The 15,654-nt window shown below is 62.5% G+C and carries 16 protein-coding genes; 4 read left to right on the forward strand and 12 right to left on the reverse strand.

Annotation, left to right across the window (positions count from 1 at the left end; translation table 11 throughout):
- The 3 genes from htpX to ACWBU6_RS23015 all read right to left on the reverse strand — a co-directional run bounded on the left by htpX (nt 1) and on the right by ACWBU6_RS23015 (nt 2,691).
- Nucleotides 1–870 (reverse strand): protease HtpX, encoded by an 870-nt coding sequence (gene htpX, locus ACWBU6_RS23005; protein WP_452645667.1) that lies wholly within the window; start codon nt 868–870, stop codon nt 1–3.
- Between the two features lie 69 nt (nt 871–939).
- A complete protein-coding gene (locus ACWBU6_RS23010) occupies nt 940–1,773 on the reverse strand; it encodes a 3',5'-nucleoside bisphosphate phosphatase (RefSeq protein WP_452645668.1) in 834 nt (277 codons plus the stop codon).
- A 42-nt stretch (nt 1,774–1,815) separates the two neighbouring features.
- A complete protein-coding gene (locus tag ACWBU6_RS23015; protein ID WP_452645669.1) occupies nt 1,816–2,691 on the reverse strand; it encodes an alpha/beta fold hydrolase in 876 nt (291 codons plus the stop codon).
- A 98-nt stretch (nt 2,692–2,789) separates the two neighbouring features.
- Between ACWBU6_RS23015 and ACWBU6_RS23020 the strand changes: the two genes are divergently transcribed.
- Together ACWBU6_RS23020 and hslO are read left to right on the forward strand one after the other, a co-directional pair.
- The gene (locus ACWBU6_RS23020) at nt 2,790–3,314 is read left to right on the forward strand and encodes a gamma carbonic anhydrase family protein (protein ID WP_452645670.1); all 525 of its coding nucleotides are present in this window, start codon (nt 2,790–2,792) and stop codon (nt 3,312–3,314) included.
- Nucleotides 3,315–3,319: 5 nt separating this feature from the next.
- On the forward strand, nt 3,320–4,267 hold the full coding sequence (gene hslO, locus ACWBU6_RS23025) for an Hsp33 family molecular chaperone HslO (RefSeq protein WP_452645671.1): 948 nt from the start codon (nt 3,320–3,322) through the stop codon (nt 4,265–4,267).
- A 121-nt stretch (nt 4,268–4,388) separates the two neighbouring features.
- On the opposite strand, the gene ACWBU6_RS23030 is transcribed toward hslO, so the two are convergent.
- The gene (locus ACWBU6_RS23030; RefSeq protein ID WP_452645672.1) at nt 4,389–5,525 is read right to left on the reverse strand and encodes a hemin-degrading factor; all 1,137 of its coding nucleotides are present in this window, start codon (nt 5,523–5,525) and stop codon (nt 4,389–4,391) included.
- Between the two features lie 13 nt (nt 5,526–5,538).
- Complete coding sequence (locus tag ACWBU6_RS23035) at nt 5,539–7,773, reverse strand: TonB-dependent receptor domain-containing protein (RefSeq protein WP_452645673.1); 2,235 nt, start codon at nt 7,771–7,773, stop codon at nt 5,539–5,541.
- Between ACWBU6_RS23035 and ACWBU6_RS23040 the strand changes: the two genes are divergently transcribed.
- Nucleotides 7,772–8,503, forward strand: a complete 732-nt coding sequence (locus tag ACWBU6_RS23040) for an energy transducer TonB (RefSeq protein WP_452645674.1) — start codon at nt 7,772–7,774, stop codon at nt 8,501–8,503. The genes ACWBU6_RS23035 and ACWBU6_RS23040 overlap by 2 nt on opposite strands.
- On the opposite strand, the gene ftsB is transcribed toward ACWBU6_RS23040, so the two are convergent.
- From ftsB to ACWBU6_RS23060, 4 genes are all read right to left on the reverse strand, one after another.
- The gene (ftsB, locus tag ACWBU6_RS23045) at nt 8,500–8,808 is read right to left on the reverse strand and encodes a cell division protein FtsB (RefSeq protein WP_452645675.1); all 309 of its coding nucleotides are present in this window, start codon (nt 8,806–8,808) and stop codon (nt 8,500–8,502) included. The two genes, ACWBU6_RS23040 and ftsB, sit on opposite strands and share 4 nt — an antisense overlap.
- A gap of 48 nt (nt 8,809–8,856) precedes the next feature.
- Entirely contained in the window at nt 8,857–10,140 is a 1,284-nt protein-coding gene (gene eno, locus ACWBU6_RS23050; protein ID WP_130310935.1) for a phosphopyruvate hydratase, read from the reverse strand.
- A gap of 105 nt (nt 10,141–10,245) precedes the next feature.
- Nucleotides 10,246–11,100, reverse strand: a complete 855-nt coding sequence (gene kdsA / locus ACWBU6_RS23055) for a 3-deoxy-8-phosphooctulonate synthase (RefSeq protein ID WP_452645676.1) — start codon at nt 11,098–11,100, stop codon at nt 10,246–10,248.
- Nucleotides 11,097–12,782: a CTP synthase gene (locus tag ACWBU6_RS23060; protein WP_452645677.1), complete on the reverse strand. Its 1,686-nt coding sequence runs from the start codon at nt 12,780–12,782 to the stop codon at nt 11,097–11,099. Before ACWBU6_RS23060 ends, kdsA begins: the two co-directional genes overlap by 4 nt.
- Before the next feature lie 136 nt (nt 12,783–12,918).
- On the opposite strand from ACWBU6_RS23060, the gene ACWBU6_RS23065 reads away from it, so the two are divergent.
- Entirely contained in the window at nt 12,919–13,353 is a 435-nt protein-coding gene (locus ACWBU6_RS23065; protein WP_452645678.1) for a PRC-barrel domain-containing protein, read from the forward strand.
- On the opposite strand, the gene ACWBU6_RS23070 is transcribed toward ACWBU6_RS23065, so the two are convergent.
- From ACWBU6_RS23070 to ACWBU6_RS23080, 3 genes are read right to left on the reverse strand one after another with little or no spacing between them, the layout of a single operon-like run.
- On the reverse strand, nt 13,350–13,817 hold the full coding sequence (locus tag ACWBU6_RS23070; RefSeq protein WP_452645679.1) for a GNAT family N-acetyltransferase: 468 nt from the start codon (nt 13,815–13,817) through the stop codon (nt 13,350–13,352). The two genes, ACWBU6_RS23065 and ACWBU6_RS23070, sit on opposite strands and share 4 nt — an antisense overlap.
- Nucleotides 13,801–14,649, reverse strand: coding sequence for a hypothetical protein (locus tag ACWBU6_RS23075; protein WP_452645680.1), 849 nt, complete (start codon nt 14,647–14,649; stop codon nt 13,801–13,803). Before ACWBU6_RS23075 ends, ACWBU6_RS23070 begins: the two co-directional genes overlap by 17 nt.
- A 38-nt stretch (nt 14,650–14,687) precedes the next feature.
- The gene (locus ACWBU6_RS23080; RefSeq protein ID WP_452645681.1) at nt 14,688–15,605 is read right to left on the reverse strand and encodes a hypothetical protein; all 918 of its coding nucleotides are present in this window, start codon (nt 15,603–15,605) and stop codon (nt 14,688–14,690) included.
- Between the last annotated feature and the right edge of the window lie 49 nt (nt 15,606–15,654).

Genomic DNA, 15,654 nt, shown 5'->3' on the forward strand with positions numbered 1-15,654 from the left:
TTAGCGCAGCTGTTGCAGAGCCGCGATGCGTTCTTCGATCGGGGGATGGCTGGAGAACAGCGCCGCCCAGCCGCTTGGCGAAGTGATGCCGGATGCCGCCAAGCCTTGCGGCAGTTCGCCCGGGTGCACGCCGCCCAGGCGCGCCAGCGCGTGCTGCATCGGCACGGCAGAACCGAGCAGGCGCGCCGAGCCGGCATCGGCGCGGAACTCGCGCTGGCGCGAGAACCAGGCAACAATCATCGAAGCGACCAGGCCAAACAGCAGCTCGCACACGAAGACGGTGACCATATAGCCAATGCCCGTGCCGCGGCGCTCTTCGCCCCTGCTCAGCATGCCGTCCACCACCGAACCGACGATGCGCGCCAGGAACACCACAAAGGTATTGACCACGCCCTGGATCAGGGTCAGGGTCACCATATCGCCGTTGGCGATGTGCGCCACCTCATGGCCCAGCACGGCCTCGACTTCTTCCTTGTTCATCGACTGCAGCAAGCCGGTCGAAACCGCCACCAGGGCGTCATTCTTGAAAGCGCCGGTGGCGAAGGCATTGGCGTCGCCTTCGTACACGGCCACCTCCGGACGGCCGATGCCTGCCCTGTCGGCCAGCGCGTGCACGGTGCCGACCAGCCACTGCTCGGTGGAGTTCTGCGGCTGCTCGATGACCCGCGCGCCGGTCGACCATTTGGCCATCGGCTTGGACATCAGCAGCGAGATGATCGCGCCGGTGAAGCCCACCACGGCGGAAAACGCCAGCAGGCCACCCATGCTGGTGCCGGAACCTGGACGTCCGATACCCAGCAGGGACAGAACGATGGAAAGCACCAACATCACGGCGAGGTTGGTGGCAATGAAGAGGATGATGCGTTTCATAGAGCGGCCTCCGGTCAGGTCTACCGAGCAATAATCTATGGTCGGCAGCAGGGTTTTGCAAGCCTCCCGTCAGAACCAGTCATGCCAGACCGGCGTTACATTGCCCGGCAGTGGCGGCAGCAGGCGGAAATCGACCCGCGCCTCGCCCGGCGCATGGAAATCGGTCCCGCGCGACGCCAGAAAGCCGTAGCTGTTGGCCAGATTCGCGTATTTCGGATACTGGTCCGGCGTATGCGAGCCGGTCACCACCTCGATCGCCGTTCCGCCCAGCTGCTTGAATTCATCAAACAGGATACCTTCCTGCATCGGCGTGAACTTGTAGCGCCCCGGATGGGCAATCACCGCGATCCCGCCCGCGCCCAGGATCCAGCCCACCGCATCCTGCAGCGAAGCCCAGCGATGCGCGACAAACCCCGGCTTGCCCGGCGACAAGTACTTGCGGAACACTTCCGACACCGAGGAACAGACGCCCTGCTCCACCAGGAAGCGGGCAAAGTGCGTACGCGACATCAGCGCCGGGTTATCGACGTAATTCAGCGCGCCTTCGTAAGCGCCCGGGATGCCCGCCATGTCGAGCTGGCGCCCGATCTCGCGGCCACGGTTATCGCGCCCGGAACGGGTAGCTTCCAGCCCCTGCACCAGGGCCGGATTGTTTTCATCGATCTGCAAGCCGACGATGTGCACCGTCTCGTTGGCCCAGGTGATGGAAATCTCGACACCGGTGACAAAGCGCATGCCGTAGAGCTGCGCGGCCGCACGGGCAGTCGCGACGCCGCCTACTTCATCGTGGTCAGTCAGGGCCCAGACATTCACACCCGCCTTATGGGCATGCTCGGCCACTGCCGCGGGGGGCAGCACGCCGTCGGACACGTTCGAATGGCAATGGAGGTCTACGTTCAGCATACGAATTGCAATATTGCGAAGCTTTCATTGTACGCTGAAAGCTCAGGCCAGGAATTCCTCCAGCATTTGCGCCAGCAGTTCCGGCTGGTCGTGGTGCAGCATATGGCCGGCATCGGGCATCATTTTCGGCGTCACCTTAGCCAGGTGGGCCAGGCGGCGGTCGATCTCGGCGCGCGCCTCATCTTTTGGGCCCATCCACAGCCACATATTGGTGTCTTCCGCCTCCACCCACAGCACCGGCGCCGTGATTTTCTTCCAGCAGGCCAGCACTTCCTCCACCCGGTAAAGCGAAGGGCCGGGACGCTTGTGCACCGGGTCGCCCAGGATCTCCCAGCGGCCCGCGGCATTCTGCGCCGACCAGTGGCTGGCCAGGAAGGTGGCCCGTTCGTCCGACAGGCGGGGGTTGGTCTTTTGCAGGCGGGCCGCCACGGCGGCCTGTGAATCGTAGCTGCGCATTTCCGGCTCCACCAGCAATTCATCGAGCCACTTGCGCAGGCGCGACGGCGCCTGCTGCGGCACGGTCGCCTTCAGGCCGAACCCTTCCAGGTTGACCAGGCGGCGGATGCGCTCCGGCCGCACGCCCGCATACAAACTGACAACGTTGCCACCCATGCTATGGCCCAGCAAATTGACCTCCCCTTCCGGCTGGTAATGGCGCAAGATGGCGTCCAGGTCGGCCACATAGTCGGGGAACCAGTAAGTATCCGTGCCATTGCGCTCGCTCAGGCCAAAGCCGCGCCAGTCCGGCGCGATGACATGCCAGTCGCCCTTCAGGCAATCGACTACGAACTGGAAGCTGGCGCCCACGTCCATCCAGCCGTGCACCATGAAAATCTTGGGCGCGCCATCACGGCCCCAATGCAGCACGTGGGTGCGCTTGCCGCGCACTTCGATAAAATCGGAACGGGATGGAATCATGGTGCCTGCCTTGAAATGGGTGAACCAGAATAATAGCACGACCGTTCTAAAATCTGCTTGGCGTACAATAGCGCCACTTCCCTCCTACCGGACCATCCATGACAATTTACCAGCTTGGCGAACACGCGCCAGAGATTGATGCCTCCGCTTTCGTGGCGGAGAATGCGACCTTGATCGGCAAGGTGAGCTTGCACGCGAACAGCTCCGTCTGGTTTGGCGCAACCATCCGCGGCGATAACGAGCGCATCACAATCGGTGAAAACAGTAATGTGCAGGAAGGTACGGTGATGCACACCGACATGGGCTACCCGCTCACAGTAGGCAAGGACGTGACCATCGGCCACCAGGCCATGCTGCATGGCTGCACCATCGGCGACGGCTCGCTGATCGGCATCCAGGCCGTGGTGCTGAATGGCGCGAAGATCGGCAAAGGCTGCCTGGTCGGCGCCGGTGCCCTGGTCACCGAGGGCAAGGAATTTCCCGACAACTCGCTGATCGTCGGCGCCCCCGCCAAGGTCGTGCGCCAGCTGACGGCGCAAGACGTGGCGCGCCTGGCCGGCAGCGCCGACAGCTATGTCAAACGTGGCCAGCTGTTCAAGTCGCAACTGAAAAAGATTGGATAACAATAATGACGAACACCCCGGATACCCTGCAGAAGTTTGTTTTCGAAGACGCCGCCGTGCGCGGTGAGCTGGTCGACATCTCCGCCACCTGGCGCGAAATCGTCGCCCGCCACCACTATCCGGCAGCCGTGAAACGCCTGCTCGGGCAAATGGTGTCGGCGGCCGCCCTGCTGTCGGCCAACCTCAAGTTCAACGGCTCGCTGATCATGCAGCTGCACGGCGATGGGCCGGTGCGCCTGCTGGTGGTGGAATGCGATTCCGCGCTGCGCATGCGCGCCACGGCCAAGATGAATTCCGAGTTCGCCATTGCGCAAGACGCAGGCCTGCAAGCCCTGGTCAACGCACACGGCCACGGACGGTTCGTGATCACGCTCGATCCGGCCGAGAAGGTGCCGGGCCAGCAGCCCTACCAGGGCATCGTGCCGCTGGACGGCGAAGATGTGGCCACCGTCATCGAACACTATATGCTGCGTTCCGAGCAGCTCGACACCAAGCTGTGGCTGGCGGCCGACGACCAGGTCTCGCGCGGCCTGCTGCTGCAAAAGCTGCCGCTGCATGGCGGCAAAGCCGAAACGACGGCGCAGGCTGTCGAGAATTCGCAGGAAACCTGGAACCGCGTGGTCATGCTGGGCGATACGCTGAAGGAAGCGGAGATGCTGGAGCACGGCATCGACGAATTGCAGAAACGCCTGTTCTGGGAAGAGACCCTGCGCATCTTCGAACCGCTGCAGCCGGCGTTCCACTGCTCCTGCACCCGCGAGAAGGTAGGCAATATGCTGAAGATGCTGGGCCAGCAGGAAGTGGAAGAGGCCTTATCCGAGCAAGGCAAGCTGGGCATCAACTGCGACTTCTGCGGCAAGCACTACGAATACGACGCCGTCGATTGCGCCCAGCTCTTCGTCAGCGACGCCCCCGCCGAAGCCCTGATCCACGGCTCCGAAGCCAAGCACTAACGACAGCCGAGCCCGTGTCACACCATGGGGTCACACCCCAAAGGTGACACGGGCTCGTGCGTCCCGTGGATCAGCTCGTGTCACACATAGGGTGTGACCCCATGGTGTGACACGGGCTCAACTATAGTGAGAGGCTGCGTGTCAGGTCCAGCCAGGCTTGCGGTTGCGGCTTGGCGCGCTCGCGAACGCCGAAGAATGTGACCACCAGCTCGCCCTCCTTGTCGAAGAATTCCACCGATGTGACGCCGGCGCGCTGCACCACGTACCCACTCTTCAGCGCAGTTTCGCGAATGTGCAGGTTGAACTCGGGATCGAGCACGTTGTACCAGTCCCCGCTGGCTGCAGTCTTGTTGATCTTGCCGCTGTAGATCTGCGTCGCGGCGCCATTGCCCAGGAAAGCCATGATCGGCATCTGCTGCTTCGCCGATTCGTCCAGCAGCTTGCGCAGCGCTTGCGGGCCGATCTGCTGTACCACACCTTGCGGCGCAAGGCGCATCGCCTGCTCGCGGGTCAGCTTGAATTCACTGACGATGCGATTGAACTGGTGCACGTCGGTCATCTCTTTCCAGGCAAGCTGGAATTCCTTCACGTCCACCGCGCTGTCGGCCAGTTCTGCCGCTTTCGGTGCGGCCGCGGCGATCTTCAGTTCTCCCGCCTGCTGCGGGTGCTTGAACTCCGCCACGATCTTGTCGAATACGGCCACGCCGGCCTCGCTCTTCACATAGACCTTGTGCGCCGCATTGCCCTGCGCGTCAAAGAACTGCAGGCTGCGGCTGGTCGTGCCATCGCGCCCCGGCTGCACGACCGCAAACGCGTGCTTCCAGTTCGCGAAGTGGAAGCGCATGTCGATCTCGCCGCCCAGGTAGCCGCCGCCCACCGCGCGGAAGCGTTCCTTGTCGGTGAAGGATTCCGGCTTGGCCTTGGTGGCTACACCGGTGCGTTCCAGCACGCCGTTCTCGTTGCGGGTCAGTGCCATCACGGTGCCGAGGTCCAGGGCACGGATCATGATGTCGTTCACGGCATGGTCGGCGTCGGACAGGCGCGTCACGGTCTTGCCAATGCCGGTTGCCAGCAGCTCCGCTTCGGAAGCGCCCAGCGTGCGCGCGGCATCGCGAATCTGCAGTTTGGGCTGCTCGGCGCGCAGCGTGTTCCAGCGCTCAGCCAGCGAAGGCGCCGGCGTGGCGGCGCTGACGGTGCCGGCAGCGATTGCGATGAGGCCGGTAAGCATCAGCAATGCGTAAATCTGCTTCGTCTTCATGTTCTTCTCCTTGTCAGTACATCAGTTTGAAATTGACGGCCAGGTGGCGGCCGGGACGCGCTTGTCGTTCGATTTCGGCCTGCGCGGCAGCCGTAGTACCGGCGGCCAGGGTGCGCACGGCGGCGTAATCCCAGTACTTCCTGTCGCCCAGGTTGTAGATGCCGGCATTCAGTTCCGCATGTTTGCCGATCTTCCAGTAGCCGGCCAGGTCGACCACCGTGGCGGATGGCACTGCGAAGTAGGCGGCCGGCTGCGACTGCGCCGCTGCCACTTCGCTCCCGGCCTGCTTGCCGCGCATATGGAAGGCCGTCAGCGATGCGCCGGCCCGCTTCTGCGCGTCATCCCAGCCCAGGCTGGCGGTGGTCTTGTAAGGCTGGATGGAGTTCATGCCTGCCCTCTTGCCGGTGCGCTGGTTCTCCAGCGTGCCGCGCGAGGCACCTGCTGCCAGCGAGGCGCTGAAGCCTTGCAGCGCAGGGGTGAGCTTGCCCAGGTCGGCCAATGCCGAAAATTCGCCGCCCCAGCTGCGGGCCTTGCCGATATTCTCGGGGCGGAACAGGCCAAAGGTGATGGTCGGGAAGTTGACCGGGTCGGCCGGCTGCGCCACGTACTCGATGAAGTCCTTGTAGCGGTTGTAGAAGGTGGACGCGCTCACGACCAGCCAGCGCGATGCATGGCCGCGCAGGCCCAGTTCGAAGGCATTGCTGCTTTCCTTGCCCAGGTTCGGATTGCCGAGCGTGGCGTAGCCGTTGCCGGCGCCGGTGTAGCTGAACGAGTCGTAGGTGCCGGTGCGTTCGGCCGCGGTCGGCATGCGGTAGCCGCGCGTGAATTTGCCGTACAGGTCGAGCTCCGGCGCCAGTGCCACCGTCAGGCCGAGGCTTGGCGACAGGTAGCTGTCGCTGTCTTCCCTGATCTCCCTGGCGGCGCCCGGCACGGCGATCACATAGTTCTGCAGGTTCTTCGGCTCCAGCTTGCGGTATTCTGCACGCAGGCCTGGCGCCAGCGTGGCGCGCAGGCCTGCCAGCGGGAACACGTATTCGCCGCGTACGAAGGCTGACAGCTTGAGCGTGTCCATGTCCGCCATGCGGTTTTTGTTGGTGACCTGGTGTGCACCGGTTGCCAGCACCGTGCGGTCTTCACGCCATGGGCGGCGCGATTTCTGGTCTTCCACTGTCACGCCAAACGCCATGCTGTCGGTGCCGAACTGGCGGGTGGCGCTGGCCGCCAGGCCCTTACTCTTGTTGAGGAAGGCGGTGTCGATGCTGCGCGCGTAACGCTGGGGCCCCACCACGTATGCCGCATTGGTGTGATCTTCCACGCGGGCATCCTGCACGTAGGCGCGGCTTTCCACCATCCATGGGCCGGCTGCCAGTTCATGTTCCACGCTGATGCGGTTGCGGCGCGTGCGCGATGACTGCATGGCGCCTTGCGGGTAGGAGGTGCCCAGCTTGTTGTCGAACTCGCGTCCGTGTTCGGAGCGGAAGCCGTCGAAGGTGAAACCGAGCTTCTGCCCAGGCGCCAGGCGCCACGCCAGCTTGGCCAGCAGCGCATCGGAACTCCAGTCGTCCGGATTGGGCGGCACGCTGCCTTCGCTCTCGGCCTGTTCGCCGCTACGGTGCACGGCCACGGCCAGCGCCTGCAGGACGCCAAATTGCGCAGCTCCGGTCAGTGCGTGCAGGCGCGCACGATTGGCGCCGTGATAGCCCGCTTTGTACTCGCCGTACACAGGCCGCTCGGCGCTGACGTAATCGGAAGGCGCCTTGGTCACGAACGACACCTTGCCGCCCAGGCCAGCGCTGCCGCCGTCGGCCGCCGTGCTGCCTGCGCCAATGCGCACTTCGCGGAAGGTCTCGGGATCGAAATAGTCGCGTCCCACACCAAAGCTGTTCAGCGTCGAGCTGTCGGGCCGCGGCGCGGCATCCGGCAGCGCAATGCCATCAAGGTCGAGGCCAATGCGGTTGCCTTCCACGCCGCGGATATTGAACCCCGTATTGCCTGCGCCGTCCCAGATGTTGGCGCCGCCGCTCAGGGCCGCCGGCACGGTCACCAGCGTCTCGTAGCGTGCGATTTGCGACATATCCGTCACGCCCCGCTTATCGAGTTCGCGTGAATTGATGGTCTTGGTTTCTTCAGGCTTGGCGGTGACGAGGATTTCGCCGAGGCGGGTCGCCTCCTGAGCGTGGGCGTGCGCGCCCAGGGCGGCAGCCAGCAACAGCGCGAGGCGCCGCGGCCGCAATATGGATGCAGTCATGATGGTCCAGTCGAGAGTCAGTCAAATGCTGGCTCACGGCTGGCACGGGGAATCGTATTCTAATGCGAATAATTCTCATTCGCAAGAGCTGCCTGTGCTGGGGCAAGCGCTGCCTGGGGCACGCATCAACGCTGGTTCGCGCGCACCAAGGGCAACCAGGCCACGTGAGAATCCGCGTATCTCTTGGCTGTGGGCAAGTGCTATGCTCGGCGATATGAAAACAATAATCCTTTCTCTCGCCGTTATCCTTGGCAATGGCATTGCCGCCAACTGCAAGGCGCAAAGCACCGCGTCCGACTACACCATCAGGCAGGATGAGCCGGGCCTTGGCTCGCATATCCGGCGCACACTCATGGAGTCCAAAACGATTGCAGTCAACAAGCGCTATCATGAACTGAGCGCTGAAGACCGGGCCAAGCTGCATTCCTGGTGGGAGTCGGTGCCCGAGGGGGATGAACCGCCCTTTCCAGCCAACGGGCTGAAGCCGATTCATTCGGCCATGCTGGAAGCCCAGTCGATGCTTATGGTCGAAGGAGAGCTGTATTTGGTGGCGACGGTCGACAGTAACGGAGAGGTGAGCCAGGTGAAAGCGGTTGGCTCACCCAGCCCGGAAATGACCAAGTTCGCCGCCTCGGTAATCGGGCTGACGAAGTTCAAACCAGCCATTTGCGGCGGCAAGCCATGCCGCATGGACTACCCGTTTTCCTATAAGTTCACGGTCCGGCATTAAGGCCTGGTTTCGGCGGGGGCCGGCCTGGCCTGGTCCTTGCCGAGGATTTGAACGTAGATTTCGTTCTGCTTGATCATGCTCAGCTCGAAGCGCGCCCGCTCTTCGACGGCGCCGGTGCCGTCTTTCAGGTCATTCACTTCAGAAGCGAGCTTGGCATTACGCTGGCGCAGGCCTTCATTCTTTTCCTGCGCTGCCGCAACCTCCTGTTCCAGCTCCGCCACGCGCAGCCAACCGCCCTTCCCCAGCCAGAGCGGGTATTGGATCAGCAACAGCAACAGAGCAAGGGCAAGGGAAATCAGGCGCATTGGGTCACAACTGAACCGGCCGGGAAGTCCCGGCCGGTGGGTACTTAATTACTTCAGATTATAGAACGCATCGCGGCCCGGGTAGGAAGCGATATCGCCCAGGTCTTCTTCAATGCGCAGCAGCTGGTTGTACTTGGCCATGCGATCCGAACGGGACATGGAGCCAGTCTTGATCTGCAGCGCGTTGGTGCCGACAGCGATATCGGCAATGGTCGAATCTTCGGTTTCGCCGGAACGGTGCGAGATCACGGCGGTGTAGCCGGCGCGCTTGGCCATTTCGATGGCGGCGAAGGTTTCGGTCAGGGTGCCGATCTGGTTGATCTTGATCAGGATCGAGTTGGCGATGTCCTTCTGGATGCCTTCTTTCAGGATCTTGGTGTTGGTGACGAACAGGTCGTCGCCCACCAGCTGCACTTTCTTGCCCAGGGCCTGGGTCAGGTGTGCCCAGCCGGCCCAGTCGCCTTCGTGCATTGCGTCTTCGATCGAGATGATCGGGTACTTGTCGCACCAGGTCGACAGCAGGTTGGTGAATTCCTCAGCGCTCAGCACCATGCCTTCGCCTTCCAGGTGGTACTTGCCGTCCTTGTAGAACTCGGAGGCGGCGCAATCGAGGCCGATGGCGATCTGGGTGCCCGGCTCGTAGCCGGCTTCTTCGATCGCTTGCATGATCAGCTTGATCGCTTCTTCGTGTGAAGCCAGCGAAGGAGCGAAGCCGCCTTCGTCGCCCACGGCGGTGTTCATGCCCTTCTTGTGCAGGATCTTCTTCAGGGTGTGGAACACTTCTGCGCCGTAACGCACGGCTTCCTTGAAGGATGGAGCGCCAACCGGGATGATCATGAATTCCTGGATATCCAGGTTGTTGTCGGCGTGCGCGCCGCCGTTAATCACGTTCATCATCGGCACCGGCATCTGCATCGCGCCGGAGCCGCCGAAGTAGCGGTACAGCGGCAGGCCGGCTTCTTCCGCGGCGGCCTTGGCCACCGCCATCGACACTGCCAGCATGGCGTTGGCGCCCAGGCGCGACTTGTTCTCGGTGCCGTCCAGCTCGATCAGGGTACGGTCCAGGAAAGCCTGCTCATTGGCGTCCAGGCCCATGATGGCTTCCGAGATTTCGGTGTTGATGTTTTCGCAGGCTTTCAGCACGCCCTTGCCGAAGTAGCGCTTGGCATCGCCGTCACGCAGTTCGATCGCTTCGCGCGAACCGGTGGAAGCGCCGGACGGCACTGCGGCACGGCCCATGACGCCGGATTCCAGCAGGACGTCGCATTCCACGGTCGGATTGCCGCGCGAATCGATTACTTCGCGGCCGATGATGTCAACGATTGCACTCATGTGTTTTCTCCAAAGTTAAAGCAAATATCTGGGGCAAAATTGTTGCAAGAATAACAGACGGGGCCAAAAAAAGGCCGCAAATCAAGCGGCCCTTTTGGATAAGACTTAATTGAAGTTGGACTCGAGGAAGCCAGCCTTCTTCGTGACGCGGTCCAGTTCGATCAGAACGGACAGCAGTTCTTTCATGCGGCCGAGCGGCACGGCATTTGGGCCGTCCGACAGCGCTTGTGCGGGAACCGGGTGGGTTTCCATGAACAGGCCGGCTACACCCACCGCCACGGCAGCGCGCGACAGCACAGGCACCATGTCGCGCATGCCGCCCGACGAGCCGCCCTGCCCCCCCGGCAGCTGCACCGAGTGGGTCGCGTCGAACACCACCGGTGCGCCGGTTTCGCGCATGATGGCCAGCGAACGCATGTCCGACACCAGGTTGTTGTAGCCGAAGGAAGCGCCACGCTCGCAGGCCATGAAGTTGTCTTCATTCAGGCCCTTGGCCTTGGCGGCGGCACGTGCCTTGTCGATCACGTTCTTCATCTCGTGCGGCGACAGGAACTGGCCCTTCTTGATATTGACCGGCAGCCCGGATTCGGCGCAGGCGGTGATGAAGTCGGTCTGGCGGCACAGGAAGGCCGGGGTCTGGATCACGTCGACCACGGACGACACGGCGGCGATTTCTTCCACGGTGTGCACGTCGGTCAGCACCGGCACTTCCAGCTCGCGCTTCACGTCGCCCAGAATTTCCAGGCCCTTCTCCATGCCCGGACCGCGGTACGAGGTACCGGAGGTGCGGTTGGCCTTGTCGAAGGAAGACTTGTAGATGAACGGGATGCCCAGTTCAGCGGTCATTTCCTTCAGCGCGCCCGCGGTGTCGAACGCCATCTGGCGCGATTCGATCACACAGGTGCCGGCGATCAGGAAGAACGGTTTATCCAGGCCAATTTCAAAACCGGCGAGCTTCATGCTGCATTCTCCTTGGTTTCGACTGCCTTCAGGGCCGGCTTGCCGGCGGCTGCTTTATGCGCCAGGGCTGCCTTGATGAAGGAGGTGAACAGCGGGTGGCCGTCACGCGGGGTCGATTTGAATTCAGGGTGATACTGCACGCCCATATACCATGGGTGCGCATTGGCGCCGGTGCGCGGCAGTTCCATGATCTCGCACAGGTTCTCGTTCGGCGTGCGCGCTGCCACCACCAGGCCGGCTTCTTCAACGCGGGCCAGGTAATGGTTGTTCGCTTCGTAGCGGTGGCGGTGACGCTCGGTGACCACACTGCCGTAGATCTCGGAGGCCAGGGTGCCCGGCTTCACTTCGCAGGTCTGCGCACCCAGGCGCATGGTGCCGCCCAGGTCGGAGTTGGCGTCGCGTTTCTCGATCTTGCCGTCTTCGTTCTGCCATTCGTCGATCAGGGCCACCAGCGGCTGCTCGGTGTCCGGCTCGAACTCGGTGGAGTTGGCCTTGGTGAAGCCGGCCATGTGGCGCGCGTATTCGATCAGCGCAACCTGCATGCCCAGGCAGATGCCCAGGTAAGGCACCTTCGATTCACGGGCGAACTGCGCCGCCTTGATCTTGCCTTCCACGCCGCGCTTGCCGAAGCCGCCCGGCACCAGGATGGCGTCGAACTTGGCCAGTTCGGCAGTGCCCTTGCTCTCGATCTCTTCGGAGTCGATGTACTCGATGTTGACGCGCGACTCGGTGTGCAGGCCGGCGTGGCGCAGCGCCTCGGTCAGCGACTTGTACGATTCGGTCAGTTCGACGTACTTGCCCACCATGCCGATCGACACTTCGGCCTTCGGGTTTTCCAGGTTGTGGATCAGCTTTGCCCACATCGACAGGTCGGCCGGCGCCGGGTTCAGGTCCAGTGCTTCGCAGATGATCGCGTCCAGGCCCTGGTCGTGCAGCATCTGCGGCACTTTGTAGATGGTGTCCACGTCCCATACCGAGATCACGGCGCGTTCTTCGATGTTCGAGAACAGCGAGATCTTCGCCACTTCGTCTTCCGGGATCTTGCGGTCGGCGCGGCACAGCAGCGCATTCGGGGAAATGCCGATTTCGCGCAGCTTCTGTACCGAGTGCTGGGTAGGCTTGGTTTTCAGTTCGCCGGCCGATGCGATGTACGGCACCAGGGTCAGATGAACGAAGGCGGAATTCTTGCGGCCGGCGCGCAGCGACAGCTGGCGCGCGGCTTCCAGGAACGGCAGCGATTCGATGTCGCCGACGGTGCCGCCGATTTCGCACAGGGCGACATCGTAGCCTTCCGCGCCACGGCGGATGTAATCCTGGATTTCATTGGTGATGTGCGGGATCACCTGCACGGTCTTGCCCAGGTACTCGCCGCGGCGCTCCTTGCGGATCACGGATTCGTAGATCTGGCCGGTGGTGAAGTTGTTCACCTTGCGCATGCGGGTGGAGATGAAACGCTCGTAGTGGCCGAGGTCCAGGTCAGTCTCAGCACCATCATCGGTAACGAAAACTTCACCGTGCTGCATGGGGCTCATGGTGCCTGGGTCCACGTTGATGTACGGGTCCAGCTTGAGCATGGTGACTTTGAGGCCACGCGATTCGAGGATCGCGGCGAGGGAGGCGGCGGCAATCCCTTTACCAAGGGACGACACAACGCCACCAGTGACGAAGACAAATTTGGTCATTGCGAGATCGGCGCCGGGGAGGCGCGCAGCGGGAAATTGAAATTATAGCTCATTTTGGAAGCAAATGCGTGCGCCACCGAACAGACCCCCGCCCCGCCAAGCAGCAACAATGACTTTATTTCAACAGGAGGCCACCATGAGTCTGGAACGCGACGAATATGGCAACTATGTCGACACTGGCCACCAGGGCCCAGGTCCCCGCCTGATGGGCGCGGACACCCTGATCGGCGACCATGTCCATAACCTGCAGAATGAACATCTGGGCACGGTCAAAGAGATCATGCTCGACATGCAAACCGGGCATATCGCCTATGTGGTGATGGCCTCCGGCGGCGTGCTGGGCATCGGCGAAAAGCTGTTTGCGGTGCCGTTCGAGGCGCTATCGCTCGACACCGCCAACCACCGCATGACGCTGAATATCGAGAAGGAGCGCATTGAACAGGCGCCCGGCTTCGATAAGAACCACTGGCCGGACATGGCCAACCAGACCTGGGCTACCGAACTGCACAACTTCTACGGCACCAGCAGCACGACCAGCGGCCCAAGCCACCTGGACCAGAGCTCCCGCTAGAGCTCCAGCCGCATCGGGATAAAGCGTATCCCGTGCATCTCCGCCACCGGGCCGGTAGCCGCAAAGCCCAGGTGGCGGTACATGGCTTCGGCAAAAGTTGACGAGTTGACGGTGAAGCTGCCCGGGTTGCCGCGCGCCAGCGCGCTATCGCGGGCATGCTCCCATAGCCGCTTGCCGATACCCTGCCCGTGCCATGGCGATCCCACGTAAAGACTGAACAAGTGCGAATTGTCGCGCACAGCGACCACGCCTGCCAGCACATCGCCATCGAAGGCCAACTGGTAGCGGTAGTGCTCATCTAGCAGGTTGCGGCGGATGATATCGGGCGAAAACGATACCAGGAATTCTTCCGCACCGCTGCCATCGGGTTCAATGGTCAGGTAGGGCTGCAGCGACAGGATCAGCGCGCTGATCGCCGCCGCATCATCGACCACTGCCGAGCGAATTTCAAACTCCCGGGACAATGTTCTCGCCCTCCACCAGCACATAGCGGCCGCCATCGAATTTATAGCGCGCCATGCCGGCCACGTCCTTGCGCTGGCGCGCCGCCGTTTCCGGTGCATCCCCCGGCTTATCCTCTTCATGCCCGGTAAAGCGCACGACCAGGTCGTCGTACGCGGCGCCCGCGCGTTTTTCAAATTGCCATTTGCCTTCGACCGACCAGCAGTGCGTCCGGTCATCGCCGCAATCGCCGTCGTTGTTGGAAAACATGGAGATGCCATTCTCCGTCAGGTCGTGCATGGAGCCATCGCTCAGGTCGAAAGCCGACAGCGAGCCGATCGTGTGGCCCATCCAGGTGCCGCCGTGCATGACAACAAACCCCGGCTTTCCTTCACCCAGCGCGACCCACTGCACTTCGTCAAAGCGCCCGCTTGAACCAAGCGCGGCAACGTTCTCATGCCGCGCCTCGACCTGCCATTGGCCGCCCTGCTTGCGCAGCACGTAGGCGCTGAGCAAACCGGGCGAACTGTGGCCGCTCATCGTTTCGCCATCATCGCCCAGCAGTTCTGCGTTGGCCACGACAACTGCCCGTCCATCCGGCAACTCCTGCATGGCGACCGGCACCAGGCGGAACTTGAGCATTTCGCTGCGCTGCTCGGGATCGGGCAGGTCCACTTCCATCCAGCTCGCTTGCGCCCCTTGGCCGCCATATACCGCCCGCAGCAGTTCCATCATGCGGACCAGCTTGGGATCAACCGGCTGTTTCGCTGCCACCACGGCTTGCGGCGCCTGCGCCGTTGCAGCCTCCGGCGCTGCCTGGTCAAGCTCTTTCCTGGCGCAGGCAGCCAGAACCAATGCCCCACCCAACAAAATCAAGAACCTCGCGCTCCGCATCAAATTTCCTCCGCCGCATTGCGTCCGCCAACAAGGCGCAAACCCTTCTCGCTCAAGGCATATTGGGCCGTTGATTTGATCTGGCGCTTCTCGCGCTGAGGAATTTCGCCAGCCTCGCCATCTTGCGCCGCTTCGGCGGCGAAGCCATCTTGCGCCGCCTCCATCACGGCCTCAGGGGCCGCCTTCTGCTCGTCGATTACGCCGGCAAAGTCGATTTCCAGGTCGGCGAAGGCCTGCCCCTCCTTTGACACCAGGCGCCATTGGCCGCTGACGTTCCAGCAGCGCGGCCCCTCCCCTCCGCAATCGTCGTCATTATCCGAATGGATAAGGACAGTGTTTGCAGGCAGGACGCGCATATCCTTTGCGTTCAAGTCGAACAGGTTGAGCATCTTGAGTTTCAACCCGCGGTTGCCGGTCTCGCCGACGATGGCAAAACCGTGGCGGCCAGGCCCCAGCGTCACCCAACTGAATTCGCCCGGTTCACCGTGACTGCCGACGCCGTCGATCGCATCATGCCGCCGCGCGATCTTCCATTTGCCGTCCACTTTGTCCAGCAGGTAGGCGCTGATCACGGCAGGCAAGGCCATGTTGCGCTCGCCCGGTGCCTCCGCACTGTCCGGAGGCAGTGCGGTCGTTACCAGCGCCGCCTGGCCATTGGGCAGGATTTTCACGCCCAAAGGAATAATCTGCATTGGACTGAGCACATTCCGATTGCCAACGTCGGGCAATTCGGCGAACGCCAGCGCTTGCCGGCCCTCCAGGCGGACTGCAGCGCCAAACACGGCGCGCATGACGGCCAGTTCCAGCTTCTGTTCCTCATTCAGGGCGGCGGCGGCAGCAAGTTCTGCAGCAGCCGGCTTGGTTTCCGCGGTACGCTGACAGGCGGCCAGCAGGCATAAAGCAAGAAGTGATATCAATTTTCCATTCATGCAAAAATTTTATCACTAGCCAGCCGCGTACATTGTC

This window comes from Pseudoduganella sp. HUAS MS19, assembly GCF_053615455.1.

What these genes read in the sequence shown, in the direction of transcription:
- ftsB (WP_452645675.1), bottom strand. Translation starts at nt 8,808, where the DNA reads ATGCGCCTGATTTCCCTTGCCCTTGCTCTGTTGCTGTTGCTGATCCAA.
- htpX (WP_452645667.1), bottom strand. Translation starts at nt 870, where the DNA reads ATGAAACGCATCATCCTCTTCATTGCCACCAACCTCGCCGTGATGTTG.
- ACWBU6_RS23040 (WP_452645674.1), top strand. Translation starts at nt 7,772, where the DNA reads ATGATGGTCCAGTCGAGAGTCAGTCAAATGCTGGCTCACGGCTGGCAC.
- kdsA (WP_452645676.1), bottom strand. Translation starts at nt 11,100, where the DNA reads ATGAAGCTCGCCGGTTTTGAAATTGGCCTGGATAAACCGTTCTTCCTG.
- ACWBU6_RS23035 (WP_452645673.1), bottom strand. Translation starts at nt 7,773, where the DNA reads ATGACTGCATCCATATTGCGGCCGCGGCGCCTCGCGCTGTTGCTGGCT.
- hslO (WP_452645671.1), top strand. Translation starts at nt 3,320, where the DNA reads ATGACGAACACCCCGGATACCCTGCAGAAGTTTGTTTTCGAAGACGCC.
- ACWBU6_RS23060 (WP_452645677.1), bottom strand. Translation starts at nt 12,782, where the DNA reads ATGACCAAATTTGTCTTCGTCACTGGTGGCGTTGTGTCGTCCCTTGGT.
- ACWBU6_RS23015 (WP_452645669.1), bottom strand. Translation starts at nt 2,691, where the DNA reads ATGATTCCATCCCGTTCCGATTTTATCGAAGTGCGCGGCAAGCGCACC.
- ACWBU6_RS23030 (WP_452645672.1), bottom strand. Translation starts at nt 5,525, where the DNA reads ATGAAGACGAAGCAGATTTACGCATTGCTGATGCTTACCGGCCTCATC.
- ACWBU6_RS23010 (WP_452645668.1), bottom strand. Translation starts at nt 1,773, where the DNA reads ATGCTGAACGTAGACCTCCATTGCCATTCGAACGTGTCCGACGGCGTG.
- ACWBU6_RS23065 (WP_452645678.1), top strand. Translation starts at nt 12,919, where the DNA reads ATGAGTCTGGAACGCGACGAATATGGCAACTATGTCGACACTGGCCAC.
- ACWBU6_RS23020 (WP_452645670.1), top strand. Translation starts at nt 2,790, where the DNA reads ATGACAATTTACCAGCTTGGCGAACACGCGCCAGAGATTGATGCCTCC.
- eno (WP_130310935.1), bottom strand. Translation starts at nt 10,140, where the DNA reads ATGAGTGCAATCGTTGACATCATCGGCCGCGAAGTAATCGATTCGCGC.